Annotated in this window: 17 protein-coding genes and 1 pseudogene; 14 read left to right on the top strand and 4 right to left on the bottom strand. The window is 67.1% G+C overall.

Features of this window, described 5'->3' with window-relative positions:
• The first annotated feature begins 29 nt into the window (after positions 1-29).
• The 3 genes from CF68_RS32120 to CF68_RS32110 all read left to right on the top strand — a co-directional run bounded on the left by CF68_RS32120 (position 30) and on the right by CF68_RS32110 (position 3,399).
• Positions 30-1,010 carry a quinone oxidoreductase gene (locus CF68_RS32120; protein WP_035827016.1) on the top strand — a complete coding sequence of 327 codons (981 nt, stop codon included), beginning with the start codon at positions 30-32 and terminating at the stop codon, positions 1,008-1,010.
• A gap of 72 nt (positions 1,011-1,082) precedes the next feature.
• A complete protein-coding gene (locus CF68_RS32115) occupies positions 1,083-2,144 on the top strand; it encodes a 3-keto-5-aminohexanoate cleavage protein (protein ID WP_035827014.1) in 1,062 nt (353 codons plus the stop codon).
• Between the two features lie 259 nt (positions 2,145-2,403).
• Positions 2,404-3,399, top strand: coding sequence for a tripartite tricarboxylate transporter substrate binding protein (locus CF68_RS32110; RefSeq protein ID WP_035827012.1), 996 nt, complete (start codon positions 2,404-2,406; stop codon positions 3,397-3,399).
• Between the two features lie 157 nt (positions 3,400-3,556).
• Here CF68_RS32110 and CF68_RS32105 read toward each other — a convergent pair whose 3' ends face one another.
• Entirely contained in the window at positions 3,557-4,468 is a 912-nt protein-coding gene (locus CF68_RS32105; RefSeq protein WP_084187570.1) for a TauD/TfdA family dioxygenase, read from the bottom strand.
• A 127-nt stretch (positions 4,469-4,595) separates the two neighbouring features.
• On the opposite strand from CF68_RS32105, the gene CF68_RS32100 reads away from it, so the two are divergent.
• Both CF68_RS32100 and CF68_RS32095 read left to right on the top strand, forming a co-directional pair.
• Complete coding sequence (locus tag CF68_RS32100; protein ID WP_035827010.1) at positions 4,596-5,621, top strand: AraC family transcriptional regulator; 1,026 nt, start codon at positions 4,596-4,598, stop codon at positions 5,619-5,621.
• A 140-nt stretch (positions 5,622-5,761) separates the two neighbouring features.
• On the top strand, positions 5,762-6,574 hold the full coding sequence (locus CF68_RS32095; RefSeq protein ID WP_035827007.1) for a GntR family transcriptional regulator: 813 nt from the start codon (positions 5,762-5,764) through the stop codon (positions 6,572-6,574).
• A gap of 37 nt (positions 6,575-6,611) precedes the next feature.
• On the opposite strand, the gene CF68_RS32090 is transcribed toward CF68_RS32095, so the two are convergent.
• The 3 genes and pseudogenes from CF68_RS32090 to CF68_RS32080 form a co-directional block, all read right to left on the bottom strand.
• Complete coding sequence (locus CF68_RS32090; RefSeq protein ID WP_035827005.1) at positions 6,612-6,944, bottom strand: hypothetical protein; 333 nt, start codon at positions 6,942-6,944, stop codon at positions 6,612-6,614.
• Between the two features lie 102 nt (positions 6,945-7,046).
• A pseudogene (locus tag CF68_RS32085) lies at positions 7,047-8,586 on the bottom strand (methyl-accepting chemotaxis protein).
• A 222-nt stretch (positions 8,587-8,808) separates the two neighbouring features.
• Positions 8,809-11,253: a TonB-dependent receptor gene (locus tag CF68_RS32080; RefSeq protein WP_051591787.1), complete on the bottom strand. Its 2,445-nt coding sequence runs from the start codon at positions 11,251-11,253 to the stop codon at positions 8,809-8,811.
• A gap of 374 nt (positions 11,254-11,627) precedes the next feature.
• Here CF68_RS32080 and CF68_RS32075 point away from each other — a divergent pair, with 374 nt between their 5' ends.
• From CF68_RS32075 to CF68_RS32035, 9 genes are all read left to right on the top strand, one after another.
• Entirely contained in the window at positions 11,628-12,623 is a 996-nt protein-coding gene (locus CF68_RS32075; protein WP_035827002.1) for a tripartite tricarboxylate transporter substrate binding protein, read from the top strand.
• On the top strand, positions 12,623-13,399 hold the full coding sequence (locus CF68_RS32070; protein ID WP_035827000.1) for an ABC transporter ATP-binding protein: 777 nt from the start codon (positions 12,623-12,625) through the stop codon (positions 13,397-13,399). The genes CF68_RS32075 and CF68_RS32070 overlap by 1 nt, the downstream gene beginning before the upstream one ends.
• A complete protein-coding gene (locus tag CF68_RS32065) occupies positions 13,396-14,424 on the top strand; it encodes a PQQ-dependent catabolism-associated beta-propeller protein (protein WP_035826998.1) in 1,029 nt (342 codons plus the stop codon). The genes CF68_RS32070 and CF68_RS32065 overlap by 4 nt, the downstream gene beginning before the upstream one ends.
• A complete protein-coding gene (locus CF68_RS32060; RefSeq protein WP_035826995.1) occupies positions 14,417-15,622 on the top strand; it encodes an ABC transporter substrate-binding protein in 1,206 nt (401 codons plus the stop codon). Before CF68_RS32065 ends, CF68_RS32060 begins: the two co-directional genes overlap by 8 nt.
• A 7-nt stretch (positions 15,623-15,629) precedes the next feature.
• Positions 15,630-16,442, top strand: a complete 813-nt coding sequence (locus CF68_RS32055) for an ABC transporter permease (RefSeq protein ID WP_035826993.1) — start codon at positions 15,630-15,632, stop codon at positions 16,440-16,442.
• Positions 16,443-16,459: 17 nt separating this feature from the next.
• Positions 16,460-17,239: a quinoprotein dehydrogenase-associated SoxYZ-like carrier gene (locus CF68_RS32050; protein ID WP_035826991.1), complete on the top strand. Its 780-nt coding sequence runs from the start codon at positions 16,460-16,462 to the stop codon at positions 17,237-17,239.
• A complete protein-coding gene (locus CF68_RS32045) occupies positions 17,236-18,207 on the top strand; it encodes a quinoprotein relay system zinc metallohydrolase 1 (protein WP_035826989.1) in 972 nt (323 codons plus the stop codon). The genes CF68_RS32050 and CF68_RS32045 overlap by 4 nt, the downstream gene beginning before the upstream one ends.
• A gap of 201 nt (positions 18,208-18,408) precedes the next feature.
• On the top strand, positions 18,409-20,151 hold the full coding sequence (locus tag CF68_RS32040; protein ID WP_035826986.1) for a PQQ-dependent methanol/ethanol family dehydrogenase: 1,743 nt from the start codon (positions 18,409-18,411) through the stop codon (positions 20,149-20,151).
• Positions 20,152-20,261: 110 nt separating this feature from the next.
• The gene (locus CF68_RS32035; protein WP_035826985.1) at positions 20,262-20,585 is read left to right on the top strand and encodes a c-type cytochrome; all 324 of its coding nucleotides are present in this window, start codon (positions 20,262-20,264) and stop codon (positions 20,583-20,585) included.
• Positions 20,586-20,627 lie beyond the last annotated feature (42 nt).

Below are 20,627 nucleotides of genomic sequence, written 5' to 3'. Positions count from 1 at the left end.
GTCATATTCGATAGAGAACAGGAGACGACATGGCGAAATTCATCAAGTTTTACGAAACAGGCGGACCCGACGTCCTTCGTTTTGAGGACGGCAGCGTTGGCGAGCCCGGACCGGGGGAGGTTCGCGTCCGCCACGTGGCGGCAGGCCTGAACTTTGCCGATACCTACTTCCGCAGCGGTACTTACAAGGTTCCGCTGCCCAGCGGCATCGGCAACGAGGCCGCCGGCGTGATCGAGGCCGTCGGTGCCGGCGTCACCGATCTGGCGGTCGGCGACCGTGTCACCTATACGGGATTTACCAACACGCTGGGCGCCTACAGCACGGAGCGGCTGATCTCTGCCGATCCGCTGATCAAGCTGCCGGAGGCAATCAGTTGCGAAGTCGCGGCGGCCATGACCATGCGGGGCTTGTCAGCGGCCTACCTGATGCGCCGGATCTACCCCTTCAAGGCGGGCGACTCCATCCTGCTGCATGCCGCGGCAGGTGGTGTCGGCCTGATCGTTTCGCAGTGGGCCAAATTGCTCGGGCTGACGGTGATCGGCACGGTTTCCACCGATGCCAAGGCCGAAGTGGCGCGCGCCAACGGCTGTGACCACACGATCAACTACAGCCATGAGGACGTGGCCAGGCGCGTGCGGGAACTGACGGACGGCGTGGGCGTGAACGTGGTCTTCGACAGCGTGGGCAAGGACACCTTCATGTCCTCGCTGGACTCCCTCAAGCGCCGCGGCTTGCTGGTGTGCGTGGGTTTCGCCTCCGGCCCGGTCACCGGGTTCGATCCGGCAATTCTGGCCCGCAAAGGCTCGGCATTCCTGACGCGCCCGGGCCTGGCCGACTATATCGCCGACCCTGCCGAGAAGGCGGAACTGGTCGGCGAGCTGTTCGGCCACGTGGCGGCTGGCCGCATCCGCATCGGGATCAATCAGCGCTATGCGCTGGAGGATGCAGTGCAGGCGCACCGGGACCTGGAGTCTCGCAAGACCACCGGCTCGTCCATTTTCGTGATTTGACAGCACGACGCAGCGCTCTCATCCAATTCGACATTCTCAAGATTCACATCTCAACCCGGAGATCCATCAATAATGAACTTCCTTGACGGCCACCTGTATCCCGAGAACCAGCAGCCTCTGATCATCACCGCCGCTCCCTATGCGCCGGGCTGGATCCCGTCAGACTTCCCGGAAGATATCCCTGTCACCATGGCGGATCAGATCCAGAAGGCGGTGGATTGCTACGAAGCCGGTGCGAGAGTGCTGCATCTGCATGTGCGCGAAGAGGACGGCAAGGGCAGCAAGCGCCTGTCCAAGTTCAATGAGCTGATCGCCGGCGTGCGCAAGGCCTGTCCGGAAATGGTCATCCAGGTGGGAGGCTCTATCAGCTTCGCGCCTGAAGAGGGCCAAGGCGCCAAATGGCTTAGCGATGACACGCGGCATATGCTGGCCGAACTCGATCCGAAGCCCGACCAGGTGACGGTGACCGTCAACACCTCGCAGATGAATGTGACGGAGCATGCTGGTGTGGATGATTTCAAGGGACTGTCGCGAGGGTTCGCGCACCTCTACGATACCTACAAGGACATGGTCGTGCCCTCGAATCCCAGCTGGTTCGAGGAGCACGTTCGGCGCCTGACAGCCGCCGGGATCCAGAGTGAGTTTCAGTGCTACAACATCAACAGCTTTGAAACGATCGAGCGGATGATTCGCCGCGGCGTCTACAAGGGCCCGCTGGTGATGAACTGGGTGGCTATCAGCGGCGGCATGGACCAGGCGAACATCTACAACCTGGCAAACATCCTGCGGGCTGTGCCGGACGGAGCCGTGGTAACGGTGGAGAGTTCGGTGCTGAATGTGCTTCCCATCAACATGATCGGCATGGCGTTGGGCCTGCATGTGCGGTGTGGCATCGAGGACGTACTCTGGAACCAGACCCGCACGGGAAAGATGAGCACCGTCGAGCAGATCAGGCAACTGGTGCGTATCGCCGGCGAATTTGGCCGCCCCATCGCGACAGCGCAGCAGACCCGAGAGATCTTGCAGCTTGGGGTCTTCTACGACACGGTGGAAGAGACGCTTCAGAAGAATGGCTTCGCACCCAATCGCAACGGTGGCCACCAGGGCTTCCTGCGCAAGGCCGAATGCATGTAAACAGCTCTTGGGGGAACTGACGGCCGGGCATCCCGGACCCAACATGTGATGGCGAAGGCGGGACCCGCGACGGTATGCGGCCCGTTCCTTCGCCTTGCTGCCGTGCACCCTCGAGACCTCAATTGCCGTGTGGCCGATACCGCGAGCAGGGTTTTCCCTCTGTTTGCGCGAATCGACAACAACTTGTCGTGATCGGTCAAGCCGGTTGACGCGGGGCGATCCGAGAATGGAGAAAGGACGGCAATCAAGAGGTACAGACATGAGGAAGCGAACCAATAACCTATGGTGGCGCGGATACGCCTTGGCGATCGGAGTTGGTGTTGTCGGTGGGATGCCCGTGGCCCAGGCCCAGGAGGATTGGCCAAGCAAGCCGATCCGCCTGGTGGTGGGAGGGCCTGCCGGCGGCAGCGCCGACGCCTTGGCGCGGCTGCTGGCGGAAGGCCTGCAGAAGGCGTGGAGCAAGCCGGTTATCGTGGAAAACAAGCCTGGTGCCGCCGGCGCGCTGGCGATCAGCGATTTGCAGGCCACCGGCAAGGATGGTCATACCCTTCTGGTCATCCAGGGCGGCGTCGTGAGCGAAGCGCCGTTGGCCTACAAGGTCCTTTACAAGCCCTTTGCCGACCTGAAGCCCCTGGCCCAGGTCAGCCGGACGGGGTTGGTACTGGTTGCCAACAAGGATGTGCCTGTATCCAACCTGAAGCAGTTGGTGGACTACGGCAAATCGCAAAAGGACGGCCTGGTTTTCGCGTCTTACGCTGCGGGATTGAGGGGCCACACCTCGGGCATACTGCTCGGGCAACTCACCCATGTGCCAATGCGGCATGTTGGCTACAAGGGCTCGCCTCCGGCGTTGAACGACCTGATGGGCGGCCACGTGCCGCTGATGTTCGATGGGGTGACTACCTCATTGCCGCTGATCAAGGCGGGCAAGATCAAAGCGATTGCGGTGGCCTATCCAAGCCGAATTTCCGCATTGGCGGATGTGCCTACGTTCAAGGAGCTCGGCTACCCGCAGCTGGCGCAGGCAGGCTGGTTCGCCGTGTGGTCGCGCCCGGATGTCGCTCCGGCAGTCCAGCAAAAAATCCGCGAGGCGACGCTGGCGTACTTCAAGCAACCCGGGGTGCAGAACCGCGTCAAGGATATGGGCATGGAGCAGGGGAATGCCGTCACCTCGGAAGAGATGATGGCGGATCTGAAGCAGGCATACCAGCAACAGGCCGCGCTGCTGAAGTCCATTAACTACCAGCCAGAGTAATACGGCAGTCACCTGGCCGCGCAACTGGCTGAACTGGCTGGGTGACTACCGTTCCGGCAGGTCCGCTCACGAGAGTTCGCGAATGAACGCTTCGGCCTGCGGCCACTCGCCACAGCCAGAAGCGGAGTTCAGATGCCCGACCGATCACGTCGATCTTTCAGTAAGTCGCGTCACCGATGATGGCGGTGCGCTCCATCTTCCGGTGGCACGGGGGGTAATCCATCACTGCGTAGTGCTGGGTCGAACGGTTGTCCCAGAACGCAACACTGTTCTTCTTCCAGCGGAAACGCACCTGGTATTCGGGGATGGTGGCCTGGCTGACCAGGTAGTTCAGCAAATTGCTGGCACCCGGCGCCTTGTCCAGCCCGAAGCGGACGTTGTCGGGCACGTTGTAATTGGTGAAGTGCGTCGTAAAGCTTCCGTTGACAAACAGGATCTTCTCTCCGGTTTCAGGATGGGTGCGCACAACCGGGTGCTCGGCATCCGGGTATTGAGCCTTCAGTGCAAGACGCTTTTCGATCGGCATGGCGGCACCGAAGCTGGCCTCGATGCCGTGGCGCGCGCGCAATGCGGCGATCTTTGTCTTGATCTCCTCGGGCAACTGGTTATAGGCCTCGACCATATTGACCCACATCGTGTCGCCGCCCACGGGCGGGCACTCGATACAGCGCAGCACGCAACCTAGCGGTGGCTTTTCGCGCCAGGTGGCATCGGTATGCCAGGAATTCTCGTTGCGGTCGGGAGGGCTGTCGGGGGTCTTGTAAATCTGAACCAGCCCCGGGTAATCAGGATGGCTGCCCACCACAGGATGGTCCTCCAGCTCGCCGAAGCGGCGCGCAAAAGCCACGTGCTGTGCGCGCGTGATGTCCTGGTCGCGGAAGAACAGCACGCGATGCTTGAGGAGCAGGGCCCGGATTTCTGCCATCAGCTGGTCGTCTTCGGCAGCCGCGCCGAGGTTGACGTTGCCGAGCTCCGCACCGATCGTGCAAGTGACTTGCTCGACCTGGATCGAATTGCCCAGAGAGGTTGCGCGGACCACTGCGGGTGCCGCTTTGAGGCGCTGAATCATGAACGCTGTCTCCTATTGCAGATTAGGCCGATCGATCCTTGCGAGTCTGGATGTGACGGGTTTCTCCCGCTTGACACTACATGACTGGGATTTATCATTCCATGTCAATGTTCTACTCAGGTCTCCAATGTCGTCACTAGTCCGCGCTGCGGCCCTCACCAACTACAGCGAGGTCGCCCGAGCCGCCGGACTGGACCCGGTGCGGATGCTCCTTGACGCGGGGTTAAGTCCGAGCGTGCTGCACGAGCCGGACCTCATGATTCCGGTGGAGCGTGTAGGACGATTGCTGCAGGCATCGGCAACCATGTCAGGCAACGAGAGTTTCGGACTGTGCATGGCCGAGTCGCGGCTGTTGTCGAATCTTGGGGCCGTAGGATTGCTGATCCGCGACCAGGCGACGCTGCGCGACTCGCTTCGCATGCTGATGCGCTATCAGGCGTTGCTAAACGGTGCGCTGTCGCTGGCGGTAGAGGAGTGCGGCGAACTGGTCATTATTCGCGAGGCGGTCATCGCTGGCAGTGCACATCAGCCCACGCGCCAACGGGTTGAGCTGGCGCTGGGGGTAATGGTGCGGCTGATACGCCAGCTTCTCAAGCCCGACTGGGAGCCGCGGCGCGTATGCTTCGAGCACCCGGCCCCGCGCGACCTTGGTACGCACCATCGGTTTTTTGGCCCTTGCGTCGAGTTCGACTATGACTTCAACTGCATCATCTGCGCGAAGGCCGACCTCGATGCACGCAACCCGTCTGCCGATCCGGCCATGGCGCGCTACGCGCAGCAGCTGATAGACGCGTCTGTCATGTCGCAGCAGGCGACCATGCTTGAGGACGTGCGGCGCATTGTCCTGCTGCTGTTGCCCAGCGGACGTTGCAGCATCGAGCAGGTGGCGGACCACCTGGGCGTGGTGTGCCGCACGGTCCAGCGCCGGCTGGCGGAAGAGGGGCAAAGCTTCTCGTCGATCGTCAACGACATCCGCACGGAACTCGCCGCGCGTCATGTCATCGAGAGCGATCGTCCGTTGACCGAGGTGGCGACCCTGCTCGGCTTTTCCGCGCCGAGCGGATTCTCGCGCTGGTATCACGCGCAATTTGGTTGCAGCCCCAAGGGGAGCCGGTCCACACGCGGCACAGTGCGCCGAAAGACGACTGCCTAGCCTGCACCGACCGGAATGCCACCCTCGGCCATCCGCCCGATACGCCACGTAAGGTAAGATCTTGGACGCTGCGAGCGGTGCAGCGCCGATCGAGGGCAACACCCGACCGGTTCCCCAATAATCGGAAGGATTTACCCCTCATGGGCAGACTCAAGACTACCAACACGCCAGAACTGCAGTTGCTGCTTGCGCCGCAAACACCGCAGAATCCGGTTACGCTGGCGGTCGAGCAGGCGCTTATGCATGGACGCGACTGGTCGGCATCCGTCGCTGACCAGATTGCGGTGCGGCTGGCGGGACTGATTACGATCGACGTGATCCACGCAGGCCAACGCCTGCTTGAGAAAGACATCAGCGAGGTCCTGGAGGTCAGCCGCGCTCCTGTGCGCGAGGCCTTGCGCATCCTGGAGCGGGAGCGGCTGATCGAGTTCCGCGCACGGCGCGGCGCCATTGTCACTGAGCCCAATGCCCAGGATCTGCGGGATATCTACGTCGTGCGGGACGCACTGTTTACGATTCTGCTCAGGCAGCTGATGGAAGAGCGCGCGGACGCCCTTGATGCGCTGTTCGAGCAATTCATGCCGCGGCTCGGCAAGGCCGTCGAGGAATCCGTGGACGCCTATATCAGCGTGACCTTCCTGGCGAACATGGCCATGGCGGACCTGTCGAGCAACCGGCTGGTCGGGGAGCTGCTGAATTCCATCTCGCTGCGGGTCCTGCGCTATGTGCGGCTGGGGCTCGCATCCCGTCCCGGGTCGCTGGAGAATTCCTTCAAGACCTGGCGTGCCCTGCAGCGCGCCGTGACCAGGCGGGATATCGATGCGGTCCTGGAGACCGCGCACAAGCGCATCGGAAACTCCCGCGAAGCCGCCATCCGTGCCCTGGCATCCGGCGTCCAGAAAGGCAAGGCCGGCCCTGCCGGCCACGGCGCCGTGCCAGCCAGCGCTTTCTGAGTCCGGGCGGGCGGGACTGCCCGCCATGGCGCTCCGGTCAAGGGACCCGCGCCCGGCTGGCGAACGCATTCCATTCCCGGAAGACCGTGTCCAGGCAGGATGCTGAATCGCAACGGTCCCGCTTCTTGCGGAACGCTGCGATGTCAGCTTCAGTGATTGCCCGCGCCTTGAGCAGGCGCTGCTGGTCGGCATAGATGCGCTGGTAGCCCATGGAAAAGAGCGCAGATTCGCAGATCAGGCGTTGCGCCTGCGTGGCGCTGGCAGGCGTGGCCGACGGATCGCAGTCGATGTCGGTGGCATGCGCGCTGCTCAGGAACATGAGGCCTGCGGATGCCAGGGTGTGGAGGGCGATGCGGACAATGCGGGTCATGACGGGTTGGGGGCAGGGCTGACGCTCGACGCAAAGGCGCCGTGTCAGGCGAATAGTAGCGCGCCCCGGGGGCGGGCCGACAGACGGCCCGCGCCGCATTGCTCAGCGGAACACGCTGACCGCCTCCACCAGCCGTGTTGCCTGCTGCTTCAAGCTTTCCGCCGCAGCCGCGCTTTGCTCGACCAGCGCGGCGTTCTGCTGGGTGATGTTGTCAAGGTCGCTGACCGCGCCCCCCACCTGGGATATGCCGCTGCTTTGCTCGGTGGTGGCGGCGCTGATCTCGGCGATCAGGTCGGACACGCGCTTGACCTGCGAGACGATGTCGTCCATGGTCTTGCCGGCTTCGTCGACCAGCTTGGCGCCGGACGCGACATTGTGGACGCTGACATCGATCAGCCCCTTGATTGGCGGCATTGGCGCTGCGCTGCGCCAGGCTGCGCACCTCGCCCGCCACCACGGCAAAGCCGCGGCCCTGTTCGCCGGCGCGGGCGGCTTCCACCGCCGCATTGAGCGCCAGGATATTGGTCTGGAAGGCAATGCCATCGATCACGCCGATGATATCGGCGATGCGCCGGGAGCTCTCGGTGATCTCGTTCATGGTGGTGACGACCTCCGATACCGCCTGCCCGCCGCGCTCCGCGGCGACGCTGGCAGAGCCGGACAGCTTGTTGGCTTGCGCCGCGGTTTCCGCGTTGCTCTGCACCGTGGAGGTCATCTGCGCCGTCGACGCGGATGTTTCCTGCACGCTGGACGCCGCCTGCCCGGTGCGCGCGCTCAGGTCGATATTGCCGCGCGCGATTTCATTGCTGGCGGTCTGGACATTGACGACCTGGCCGCTGACGTCGTCGATCAGCCAGCGGAACATCAGGCCAAGCTGGCTGATCGTGCGCAGCGTCATGCCGATCTCGTCGACGCGGTTCATGTGCACGGCCTTCTGGCTTTCGCCGGACGCCACGCGCAGCGCTTGCTGCAGGACCTGTTCCAGCGGGGTGGTGATCTGCCTTTGCAGCCACCAGGATGCCAGCAACGTGGCAAGCGCCATGACCCCTGCAAAGCCTGGCAGTGCCACGCCGGAAAGGCCCATGCCCCAGGCGCCGATGATACTGACGGGGAGCAGGGCTGCCAGCGCCAGCCGCACTCGCCAGCGCACCGGCATGGTCTGGAACAGCGACGTAAAGCCCATCAGGCCAGTGCGCACGATCAATCCCTTGTGGAATTTCCGGCTGCCGGCCTGGCCCTCGCGGAAATCGCGATACAGCTTTTCCGCGGCCGCAATCTCCTCGCGTGTGGCCTTGGTGCGCACCGACATGTAGCCGGCAGGCCGGCCGTTGCGCACCACGGGCGTGGCATTGGCGCGAACCCAGTAATGGTCGCCGTTCTTGCGGCGGTTCTTGACCAGCGCCGTCCATGGCTCTCCGCCCTTGAGGGTGGCCCACATGTCGGCAAAGGCTTCGGCCGGCATGTCGGGATGGCGCACCAGGTTGTGCGGCTGCCCCTGGATTTCTTCCCGCGCGAATCCGCTGACCTCGACAAACGCGGCGTTGGCGTAGGTGATGTAGCTCTGCGTGTCGGTGGTCGACATCAGCGTGGCGTTGTCCGGGAAATCAAACTCGCGCTGGGTGACGGGCTGGTTGTCGCGCACGGCATTCCTCCTCATTCTCGATGGACAGGGGGCGCATGCCTTGTTTGCTTTGCATGGATCCCGGCGCGCCACGGCTGCCGGACCGCGCCCCCTTCTCCCCGCCATGTCGGCCGCAGTTCCCTGGCGCTGATCCCCTCTTCCGTAGGGGAGGGGTTGAATACACTCAAACGAGTGAGGGCAACGCCGTGGCGGCGTATATGTGGATCCGGCCTGCCTCGCTTGCTACATCCGGAACACCACCCCCAGCCAGAAGCTGCGCGGCGCGCCCGGTGCCACGAACAGCGCGCTGGCGGCATCCCCCGGTGCCACATGCGGGCGCACCAGGCTGCCGCCGGGGAACACATCGTTCGCGATCTGCCCATAGGTCTCGTAGCGCCGGTCAAAGACATTGGCCACGCGCGCATAGATCTCAAACCGCTTGTTCACCTTGTACGCCGCGCGCAGGTTCAGGGTGGCGTAGCCGGGCACATGCCAGTCGGCGGTCTTCGGCGGCGCGCCCGGCTGCGGGTCGCTGCGCAGGCCGTCTTCGTTGCCGCTGGAGACGGTGCTTGACACCGCCACCAGGTCGGCGCCAAGCGTCAGGCCGGCCAGTGCCTGCCAGTCGAGGCCCACCTTGAGCGTATGGCGGGGCAGGCCAGCCATGCGCATGCCGGGCCGGATGTCGATGGTGCGTTCGCCGGCGGCAAGCTGGCCGGCGGCCTGGTAGGTGGCCTGGAGATAGCTGTAGGCAAGCCGCAGCGTGACATCGCCCACGCGCTGGCGGGCGGTGAGGTCCAGACCCTGGTTGCGGGTGCGGTCGAAGTTGGCGAAATAGCCGAGCTGGGTGTTCGGCGCGCGCAGGAAGAGGATGTCGTCGTGATTGTCGACGCGGTACAGCGACGCGGTGACTTCGGTGTCCTTGCCGCGGTGCCAGCGCACGCCTGCTTCATAGGAGTGTGAGACCACCTGCTTCAGGTAGGGGTCGGCCTGCAGGCCGGCCGGCAGGCGGCAGGGCCGCGTCGGGTCGGCGCAGCCGAGTTCGAGCACGGTCGGCACACGGTTGTTCTGGGCGTAGCCCCCGAACACGGTGACGCTGCCGCCCAGCTTCTGCGAAAGCCCCAGCGCCGGGTTGAGGCGGCGGTAGGTAAAGCTCTCGCGCGGTTGTTCGCTGCCGTCGCTGTTGCGCAGGGTGTTGCTTACCGCGACGTGGTTCCACCTGGCCGAGGCGGTCAGGAAGGTGCTGGGGGTCAGCGACCAGGTGTCGGACAGGTACAGGCCGAGCATGCGCGAGCTGCCGCCGACGCCGGAGAACAGGGCGTTGGGGGCGTCCGGGTCGGCCACGGCGCCGCGGTCGTCGGTGAAGGTGCCGGGCTGCGCGTACTGCGAATAGGTCAGGCGGCTGCGGTCCAGGGTCAGGCCGGCGTTGAGCAGGTGGCGGTCGGTCTCCCTGGCCATGCTCAGCGCCATGCCGACGGTCTGCTGCCACATATGGGTGGTGTTGATCACGGCTGGATGCAGCGCGGCGCCTTCGGCCCGGGTCATGCCGCAGTCGGCGCCGAGCGGGCTGCCGTCGGGCGCAAAGCCGTCCTCGCAGTCTTCGGCATAGGCCTCGTAGGCGGGGTTGACATCGCCGTTGGTGGTGTCGCGGCGGCTGGTGCGCACGTAGGCCAGCGCGGCGGCGCTGGTCTTGTCGTCGAACCAGTGGCGGCCGTTGACGGCGACCTGGGTCAACTGGTTGCGGGTCTGGTCGGGGTAGGTGTAGACCGCATGGCGGTTGGCCTGGTAGAGGTCGGGCATGGTGCCGTTGCCGCTGGCGTGGAAGCTCGGCACCAAGCCATTGCCGGTCAGCGTGCTGCGGCCGTGCAGCACGGAGACGTCCCAGCTGTCAGTGTCGCCCGCATAGCCAGCCTTGGCGAAGACGTTGCCAAGCCGGCCGCCCGACTGGTCGCGCCAGCCATGCTCCTGGAACAGGGTGCCGGCCGCGAATGCGTGCCAGCCGCTGTCGCTGCGCACGCCGCCGGACAGGTCGGCGCGCTTGCGGGCGCCGCTGCCGTAGGACAGGTCGGCCGTGAAGCCGGGCGAGTCCAGCCCGGAGCGAGTGGTCATGGTCAGCGCCCCGCCCAGGGTATTGAGGCCGTAGGCCGGGTTGGCGCTGGACACCAGCGACACGCTCGCCAGCGCGGCTTCCGGGATCATGTCCCAGCTGACCACGTCGCCGAAGGGCTCGTTGACGCGGATGCCGTCCAGGTAGACCGACAGGCCCTGCGGCACGCCCGGAATGGATGAGGCGCGGAAGCCGCGGTAGGTGATGTCGGTCTGGAACGGGCTGCCCTGGATGTCGTTGACGTTGACGCCGGCCAGGTTGCGGGACAGGTACTCGGCCAGGTTGCCGGCGCGCGACCGGTCCAGGTCGTCGCCGCGCACGGTCTGCACGGTGTAGGGCACCAGGTCGCTGTCCACGCCGATGCCCGGCAGCGGCGCGGCGGCCACCACCAGGACTTCCGGCAGCATGGCGCTGTCCTGGTTTGGGACAGGGGTGTCCTGCTGCGCAACAGCGGGCCGCTGGACCATCATCAGGGCGACCGCCACGGCAATCGCGGTGGCGGCGCCGCGGCTGGCCTTGCCGCGGCATGCCACGGTGTCGCGTTGCGCCTGCACTGGCAATGCGGGGCGCGGGTTGGCTGGCATGTTCCGTCTCCTCCGGATAAGCGGTGCGATACCTGCATTGGGTAAAGCTTGCCTGGAGCTGAGCAGGTTTCATACCTTGGGCCTCGCAACGGGGGATCGGTATGCCGCTACGGCGCGTTCGCATGCGCCTCGGCGTGGTGGGACTGCGCCTGTCACAAAACAGGACAGCTGCGGGCACAAGCAGCCGGCCAGTGCTCAACCATGAGACAGTCGTGCGCGGCGCACCGCACAAGGCACGGCCTGGCCGCAGCGTCCGGCAGTGCGTCCGGCGCGGCCAGGCAACGCCTGGCGTCGAGCGCGGCCCCATGCTGCGCTGCACATGGTATCGGCCTTGCTCTGTTCACCCGCATCAACACTCTGCCTGGTGCCCAGCCATGTTCCCCCGCCTTGGTCGCTGCCTTGCCTGCCTGCTGTTGCCGTGCCTCGGCCTGGTCCATGCGGGCGCCGCGCTGGCCGAGGGCGCGCACGGGTATCCGTCGCGGCCGATCACGCTGGTGGTGCCATGGCCAGCGGGCGGCGCCACCGATATCTCCATGCGCATCCTGGCGGAGCTGGCCGGGCGCGAGCTGGGGCAGCCGGTCGTGGTGGAGAACCGGCCGGGCGCCGGCGGCACGCTGGTGGGCGGCTTGCTTGCCGCGGCGCGGCCGGACGGCTACACCATCGGCCAGCTGCCGCTGACGGTGTATCGCTTCCCGCATCAGCAGAAGACCGCCTGGCAGCCGCTGCGCGACATCCAGCCGGTGCTGATGATCTCGGGCTATACCTTCGGCATCGTGGTGCCCGCAGACAGCCCGTTGCGCTCGCTGCGCGACCTGGTCGCCTGGGGCCGCGCGCATCCGGGCGAGCTGACCGTGGGTTCCACCGGCATCGGCACCACGGCCCATCTGGCGATGGAGGACGTGCTCGGGCGCAGCGGCGTGCGCTATATCCACGTGCCGTATCACGGCACCGCTGACCAGATGCTGGCGGTGGCCAACGGTTCGCTGATGGCGGGGGTCAATTCCACCGGCTTCGCACCCTTCGTTGAGAGCGGCAAGCTGCGCCTGCTGGCCGTGTTCAGCGCGCAGCGCTCACCGCGCTGGCCCGAGGTGCCGACGGTAAGCGAGCTGGGCTTTGCCGATGCGGTCCATAACTCGCCCTACGGCATCGGCGTGCCGCGCGGCACCGATCCGGCCATCGTCGGCCGCCTGCATGACGCGTTCCGCGCCGCGATGCAGCAGCCGCGCCACCTTGCGGAACTGGCCAGGTACGACCAGGAGCTGACTTACCTGAATACCGCGCAATACGATGCCTTCCTGCGCCATGCGTGGGAGACCGAGCGTACCTTTGCCGAGCGCGTGGGCACCGCGCGGCCCAGGGGGCAGCTGTGATGGCCATGCAAGCGCCGCTGGCGCTGTGCTGCGACGCCGTGCGCAAGGCATTCGGCAGCCGCGTGGCCCTGGACGGGGTCTCGCTCAGCGTGCGGCGCGGCGAGTTCGTGGCACTGCTCGGGCCCAACGGGGCGGGCAAGACCACGCTGTTCCAGATCCTCAGCGGCCTGTTCGTGGCCGATGCGGGTCAGGTCACGGTCATGGGCAGCGACATGCGGCGCGATCCGGTGCGCGCGCTGGCACGGCTGGGCATCGTGTTCCAGCAGCCGGCCATCGACCTGGACCTGCCGGTGCTGGCCAACCTGCGCTTTCACGCGGACCTGCACGGGCTGCCGCGCGGCGTGGCGGCGCAGCGCATCGACCGGCTGCTCGATGACTTCGGGCTGGCGGCGCGTGCGCGCGCACCGGTGCGCGAGCTTTCGGGCGGCAACCGGCGCAAGGTGGAACTGGCGCGCGCGCTGCTGCATGAACCGGCCATGCTGCTGCTGGACGAGCCGACGGTGGGGCTGGACCCGGCCTCACGCGCGCAGCTGGTGGCCGATGCGCGGCGCCTGAAGGCGCGGGCGCAGGCCGGCGTGCTGTGGGCCACCCACCTGGTGCATGAGGTGGAGCACGCCGACCGCGTAATCGTGCTGGACCGCGGCATGGTGCGTTTCGACGGCACCCCGGCCGCACTGCGCGGCGCCGCGGCGTGCGACACCCTGGAGGGCGCCTTCCTGGCCATGACGCCGCAGGCCCCTGTCACTGACCCGGCCGCGAGGCGCGTACCCGCATGAACAAGATGCCATCTCCCCGCTGGTTTGCCGGCGCCTTGCTGCTGGTCACGACGCTGCTGGTTGCCGCCGGCCTGGCTGAAGGTGCGCAGGGTGGGGCCGCGCCCCCCGTCGGCCAGGCCACCAACCAGGTCTTTGTCTCGAGCGAGAAGGACGACGCCCTCGCCGTCTTCGATGCCCGCAGCCGGCAGCTGGTCGCGGTATGGCGGCAGTGCAAGCGCCCGCGCCACCTGCAGCTGTCGCCCGACCGCACGCGCCTGTACGTGGCCTGCAGCGACGACAACCGGGTGGATGTGGTCGATGTGGCCAGCCGCAAGACCGTGGCATCGCTGCCGGTGGGGGACGATCCGGAGTTGTTCGACCTCAGCCGGGACGGCCGCACGCTCTATGTCTCGAATGAAGAGGACGGGCTGCTGTCGGCCTACGACACGGCGTCGGGCAAGCGCGTGTTCGCGGTCAGGGTGGGCGAGGAGCCGGAGGGCGTCAAGGTCAGCGCCGACGGCAGGCATGTGTTCGTGACCTCGGAGGTGGCCAACCTGGTCCATGTCATCGACGTGGCCTCACGCAAGGTGATCCGCAATATCCAGGTCGGCAACCGGCCGCGGCGGCTGCTGCTGGTGCGCGACGGCAAGGAGCTGTGGGTGTCCAACGAGCTGTCGGCCAGCGTCAGCGTGATCCGTACCGATACCTTCGAGGTGGCCCAAACCATCGCCTTTGCGCCCCGGGGCTTTCGCGCCGAGGACGTGACCCCGGTGGGCATGGCGGCCAGCGGCGACGGCACGCGCGCCTATATCGGGCTGGGCCGCGCCAACCATGTCGCGGTGGTCGAGGTGGCGTCGCGCCGGGTGCAGGACTATGTGCTGGTCGGCCGCCGCGCATGGGGGCTGGCGCTGAGCCGCGACAACGCGCGGCTTTATGTCGCCAACGGCCTGTCCGACGATGTCAGCGTGGTGGACACCGCCAGCCGCAGGGCGGTGGCCACGCTCAAGGCGGGCCGGGTGCCGCATTCGGTGGCGATCGATGACTGAGCGCTCGCGTGCGTGGTGGCAGTGGTGGCGTGCCGGGTTGGGTGCCATGGCGCTGGCGTGGCTGCCTGCCGCGGTGCACGCTGCCGAGGTGCGCGTGGCGGTCGTATCGCAGGCCGACGACGCGCGCTATGCGCCCCGGCGCCTGGCGCAGCGCTATCCCGGCCAGCCGCAGGGCCGCGCGCTCGATGGCGCCCAGGTGGCGGCCGCCGAAGCGCGCGTTGCGCTCGAGGCCGCGGGCCAGTCGCTCAGGCTGGAAGCACAGGAAGCCCGCACCGGCGCCGAGGTGGCCCCGCTGGTCGCTGCGCTGGCGCGGCAGGGCACGCGCTATATCCTGCTGGACCTGCCGTCGGCGTCGGTCAGGGCGGCCGCGGGCGCGGTCAAGCCGGGCGAGGCCTTGTTGTTCAACGTGTCGGCCGATGACGACGCGTTGCGCGGCGCAGGCTGCGCGCCGGTGCTGCTGCACACGCTGCCCAGCCTGCGCATGCGCGCGGATGCGCTGATGCAGTACCTGGTACTGCGCAAATGGCGCCGCGTCCTGCTGCTGAGCGGCCCGTCCGCGGCCGATGCGGCGCAGCGCGACGCGCTGGTGACGTCGGCGCGGCGCTTTGGCATTGCCTGGTCGGCGCAGCGCACCTTCAGGCTGTCCAACGACCCGCGTGAGCGCGACCAGGCCAACCTTGGCCTGCTGACCGGCGGCGTGGACTATGACGTGGTGGTGGTGGCCGATGCCGACGGCGAGTTCGCCCGCGGCGTGCCCTACGCCACGCTGCTGCCGCGCCCGGTGGTGGGCGCCAGCGGGCTGGGCGCGCAGGCGTGGCACTGGACCTGGGAGCGCAATGGCGGGCCGCAGCTCAACCGGCGCTTCATGCGGGCGGCGGGCCGTCCGATGACCGGCTACGACTGGGCTGCCTGGGTGGCGGTCAAGGCCATTGCCGAGAGCGTGGCGCGCCTGCCCAGGGCCGGGTTTGCCGGACAGGCGCAGGCGCTTGCCGCCGGGCAGGTGGTGGTGGACGGCTTCAAGGGGCCGCCACTGTCGTTCCGCCGCTGGGACCGCCAGCTGCGCCAGCCGGTGTTGCTGGCCCACCCTGACGGCGTGGTCGGCATGGCCCCGGTGGACGGCGTGCTGCATCCGAAGAACAACCTCGACACCCTGGGCGCCGATGAAGCCGACACGGCGTGCCGGGCCCCATCCGCGTAGCGCACCCATGGCCTCCCTCCTGATCCATCGCTGGCGCGCGCTGCGCGCGGTTTGCGGGCGCGAGCTGCGCAAGTACCTGCGCCAGCCCGGGCGCCTGCTGTCGTCGCTGGTGCGCCCGCTGCTGTGGCTGCTGGTGTTTGCCGCGGGCTTCCAGAACGCGCTGGGCGTCGCCATTGCGCCGCCCTACGACACCTACATCGAATACAAGGTCTACGTGGCGCCCGGGCTGCTGGGAATGATCGCGCTGTTCAACGGCATGCAGTCGTCGCTGGCCATGGTGTACGACCGCGAGATGGGCGTGATGCGGCTGCTGCTGACCGCGCCGCTGCCGCGAGGCTGGCTGCTGGCTTGCAAGCTGGCGGCGGGAACGGTGCTGTCGTTGCTGCAGATGGCCGCGTTCCTGCTGGTGGCGATGGCCTTCGGCATCCGCTTCGAGTCCCTGCACCTGCTGGCGGCGACGGGCGCGATGGCGCTGGCCGCGCTGATGCTGGGCGCGCTGGGCCTGCTGCTGTCGGTCCATGTGCGCCAGCTCGAGAACTTTGCCGGCACCATGAACTTCGTGATCTTCCCGATGTTCTTCATCAGCTCGGCGCTGTATCCGCTGTGGAAGCTGCAGGAGTCGGGCGCGCAGGTGGTGTACCAGCTGGCCCGCTTCAATCCCTTCACCCACGCGGTCGAGGCGATCCGCTTTGCCCTGTACGGGCAGGTGGCGCCGCTGAGCCTGGCGGTGGTGGCGGGCAGCGCGGTGGTGTTCTTCGCGCTGGCGCTGCAGGGCTACGACCCGCAGCGCGGCATGGCGCGCCGGGGGCAGCAGGCATGAGGCGGCGGACGCGGGGCATGGTCCTGTTGATGGCGGCAGCACTGGGCCTGGCCAGTCCGGCGGTAGCGGCTGCCGTGGCAGACGGCGCCGTCATCGCGCACAGCGATCCGCTGCAGTCGCCGCAATGGGCCTGGATCCACAAGGAGCTGCTGCAGGCTGGTCCGGTGGTGTTCGACAGCCGCGTCAGGGTGACCGGGCCGGCGTTTGCGGAAGACCCCATGCGCGTGCCGATCGCCTTCGATGCCTCGGCGCTGGGCGAAGTGGATCGCATCGTGGTGGCGGTGGACCGCAACCCGATCCGCGAGGTGCTGGCGTTCGAACCGCTGCGGGTGCGCCCGTCGCTGTCGTTCCGCTTCAAGCTGGAACAGGCATCGCCGGTGCGGGTGGCGGCGCGCACGCGCGATGGCACCTGGCATGTCGGCAGCGTGCTGGTCGATGCCGGCGGCGGGGGCTGCACGGTGCCCGGCGCCACGCGCCGCGACGGCAGCTGGAGCCGCACGCTCAACCGCGTGGACGCGCGCGTGTTCCCGGGCTTCGGCGGGGCCGCGGCGCGCGTGCGGCTGCGCGTGATGCATCCGATGGATACCGGCCTGGCGGCGGGCATCCCGGCGTTCCATATCGAGACCCTGGTCCTGGCCGACGCGGCCCGGCAGCCGCTGCTGCGACTGACGCTGCATGAGCCGGTTGCCGAGAACCCGATTTTCTCCTTCGACCTGCGCGATGCCGTGCCGCCGGGCATGACGGTGGCCGGCCACGACAACAACGGCAACCGCATCGCGGCGCGGGTGCCTCCATGAAGCGACGATTGCTACTGTGGTTGCTGCTATGCCTGGCGGGACAGCCCGTGCCGCCGGCATTCGCCCAGCAGGCCGCGCTGCAGCCTCCTGACTACCGCCTGGCCCCGCGCGAGATCGCCGCGGGCGTGTGGCTGCTGGAAGGCGCCAATGCCGACTTCGCGCCCGGCAACGGCTGCAACATCATCAATACCGCGTTTATCGACACCGGCGACGGCGTGGTGGTGATAAACACCGGCCCGTCGCGGTTGTATGGCGAGCAGCAGCGCAAGGCGATTGCATCGGTCACGGCCGCCCCGGTGCGGCTGGTGCTGAACCTGAACCTGCATCCCGACTATTTCTTCGGCAACCAGGCCTATGCCGATGTGGGCGGCAGCGCCCTGGCCGGCACCATCGACGGGGCGCGGCGCGAGGGCGCCGCTTATGCCGACAACCTCTACCGCTTGTGCGGCGACTGGATGCGCGGCACCGAGCCCGCGCCGGCTGCCCACGCGCTGGCGCCGGGCCGGCGCACGATCGGGCGCCATACGCTGGAGCTGGTGCGCCTGGACGGCCATACCAGCGACGACCTGGTGGTGCTGGACCACAGCGCGGGCGTGGTCTTTGCCGGCGGGCTGGTATTCCGGCAACGCATTCCGACCACGCCGCACGCGGATATCGGCCGCTGGCTGGCCAGCCTGGACCGGCTGCAGGCGCTGCTGGCCGACAGCGGGGCGCGCGTGCTGGTCCCCAGCCACGGGCCAGTGCCTGCGGCCGGCGGCGGCACAGAGGCCATCGCGCAGACGCGCGGCTACCTGCAATGGCTGGATACGCGCCTGCGCGAGGCCGCGGCGCAGGGGCGGGACCTGGCCGAGGTCATGGCGATGCCGGTGCCGCAGCCCTATGCGCACTGGGCCGCGATGCCCGCGGAGTACCTGCGCAACGTAGGACATCTCTACCCGGCGCGCGAGGAAAGCGCGCTTGGCCACTGACGCTGGCCAGCCGTGGCGGGCTGTTCAATTCTGGAGCAGCTGCAACGCAGTGTTGCGCGCTGGCACGGCTGGCATCACGCAACGGGGCCGCAACCGGCGTTCTGGTGCGGGGATGCGACTGGCATGGGAATTGCCAAAGGCATGTCTGGTGTGTGGCGCAGTGGCGCACCAGGGAAACCCAAAACAAGAGAGGAGATGGCAATGAGGACGTTACGAGCAGTGATGGCGGTTGCGGCTGCCGCGGCCAGTCTGGCCGCGCAGGCGGCAGTGACCGATGCCATGATCGAGAACGACGCAAAGAGCCCCGGCGATGTGTTGTCGTGGGGAATGGGCCCGCAAGGCCAGCGCTATTCCACGCTGTCGCGCATCAATACGAAGAACGTCGGGCAACTGGTGCCGGCGTGGTCGTTCTCGTTTGGCGGCGAGAAGCAGCGCGGGCAGGAATCGCAGCCGCTGATCCATGACGGCAAGATGTTCGTGACGGCCTCGTATTCGCGCATCTATGCGCTGGACGTGAAGACCGGGCGCAAGCTCTGGAAGTATGAGCACCGGCTGCCCGAAGGCATCATGCCGTGCTGCGACGTGGTGAACCGCGGTGCGGCACTCTACGACAACCTGGTGATCTTCGGCACGCTCGATGCGCAACTGGTGGCGCTGGACCAGAAGACCGGCAAGGTGGTGTGGAAGGAGAAGCTGGAGGACTATGCCGCCGGTTATTCGTACACGGCGGCGCCCATGATCGTCAAGGGCATGGTGCTGACCGGCATCTCGGGCGGCGAGTTCGGCGTGGTGGGCCGGGTCGACGCACGCGATGCCAAGACCGGGCAGCTGGTGTGGTCGCGGCCGGTGGTCGAAGGCCATATGGGCTACAAGTACGACAAGGACGGCAACAAGACCGAGAACGGCGTGACCGGCACCGCCAATGCAAGCTGGCCGGGCGAGACCTGGAAGACCGGCGGCGCCGCCACCTGGCTGGGCGGCACCTATGATCCGGCCACCGGGCTGGTGTACTTCGGCACCGGCAATCCGGGGCCGTGGAACAGCCATATCCGCAAGGGCGACAACCTCTACTCGGCCTCGACGGTGGCGCTGGATCCCGCCACCGGCAAGATCGCCTGGCACTACCAGAACACCCCGAACGACGGCTGGGATTTCGATGGCGTCAATGAGTTCGTGACCTTCGACCTGGACGGCAAGCGCATGGGCGGCAAGGCCGACCGCAACGGCTTCTTCTACGTCAACGACGCGGCCAGCGGCAAGCTGGTCAACGCCTTCCCCTTCGTCAAGAAGATCACCTGGGCCACCGGCATCGACCTGAAGAGCGGCCGACCGAACTACATCGCCGAAGGCCGCCCCGGCGACCCTGCCGCCGGCAGCGACGAGAAGAAGGGCAAGTCCGTGTTTGCCGCGCCGGGCTTCCTTGGCGGCAAGAACCAGCAGCCGATGGCCTACAGCCCGCAGACCGGCCTGTTCTACGTGCCCGCCAACGAGTGGGGCATGGATATCTGGAACGAGCCCATCAGCTACAAGAAGGGCGCTGCCTTCCTGGGCGCGGGCTTCACCATCCAGCCGCTGAACGAGGACTATATCGGCACGCTGCGGGCCATCAACCCCAAGAGCGGCAAGATCATGTGGGAGGTCAAGAACAGCGCGCCGCTGTGGGGCGGAGTGATGACCACCGCCGGCGGGCTGGTGTTCTGGGGCACGCCGGAAGGCTACCTGAAGGCGGCCGACGCCAGGACCGGCAAGGAGCTGTGGCAGTTCCAGACCGGCAGCGGCGTGGTGGCGCCCCCGGTCACCTGGGAAGAGAACGGCGAGCAGTACGTGGCCGTGGTGTCCGGCTGGGGTGGCGCGGTGCCGCTGTGGGGCGGCGAGGTGGCCAAGCGCGTGAACTTCCTGGAGCAGGGCGGCTCGGTGTGGGTGTTCAAGCTGCACAAGAGCTGACCTGGCGGGAGTTGACACTGTCCGGCGCACGCGCGCATCGCATCATGGGTGCGCCGCGTGCGCCGGGCGCGGTTGCAACAGGACGAAATGGGACGAAGAGAGACACAGGTATGAACAAGGAATGGATGGCGCTGGTGGTGGCTTCTGCGCTGCTGCCGGGCGCGGCACTGGCCGGCACGGCCGCCGACATGCAGGCCCTGGCCGACAAGAGCGGCTGCTTTTCCTGCCATGGCATGCAGTCAAAGCTGGTGGGGCCGGGGTTTGCCGAGGTGGCCGCCAAGTACAAGGGCGACAGCCAGGCGGCGGAGCGGCTGGCAAAGAAGATCCGCGAAGGCGGCAAGGGCGCGTGGGGGCGGATTCCGATGCCGCCGCATGGCAGCCTTGGTGAGGACGATGCGAAGAAGCTGGCGGAGTGGGTGTTGAGCGCCGGCTGAGGCCGGCGACTGTCGGAGGTGTCAGGAATTCTGTGTGCTGAG

It is taken from the genome of Cupriavidus sp. SK-4 (assembly GCF_000611125.1).
In the GTDB taxonomy this organism is placed as follows: domain Bacteria; phylum Pseudomonadota; class Gammaproteobacteria; order Burkholderiales; family Burkholderiaceae; genus Cupriavidus; species Cupriavidus necator.
Note: the sequence above shows the minus strand (reverse complement) of the source record. Positions and strands in the feature narration are given on the sequence as shown.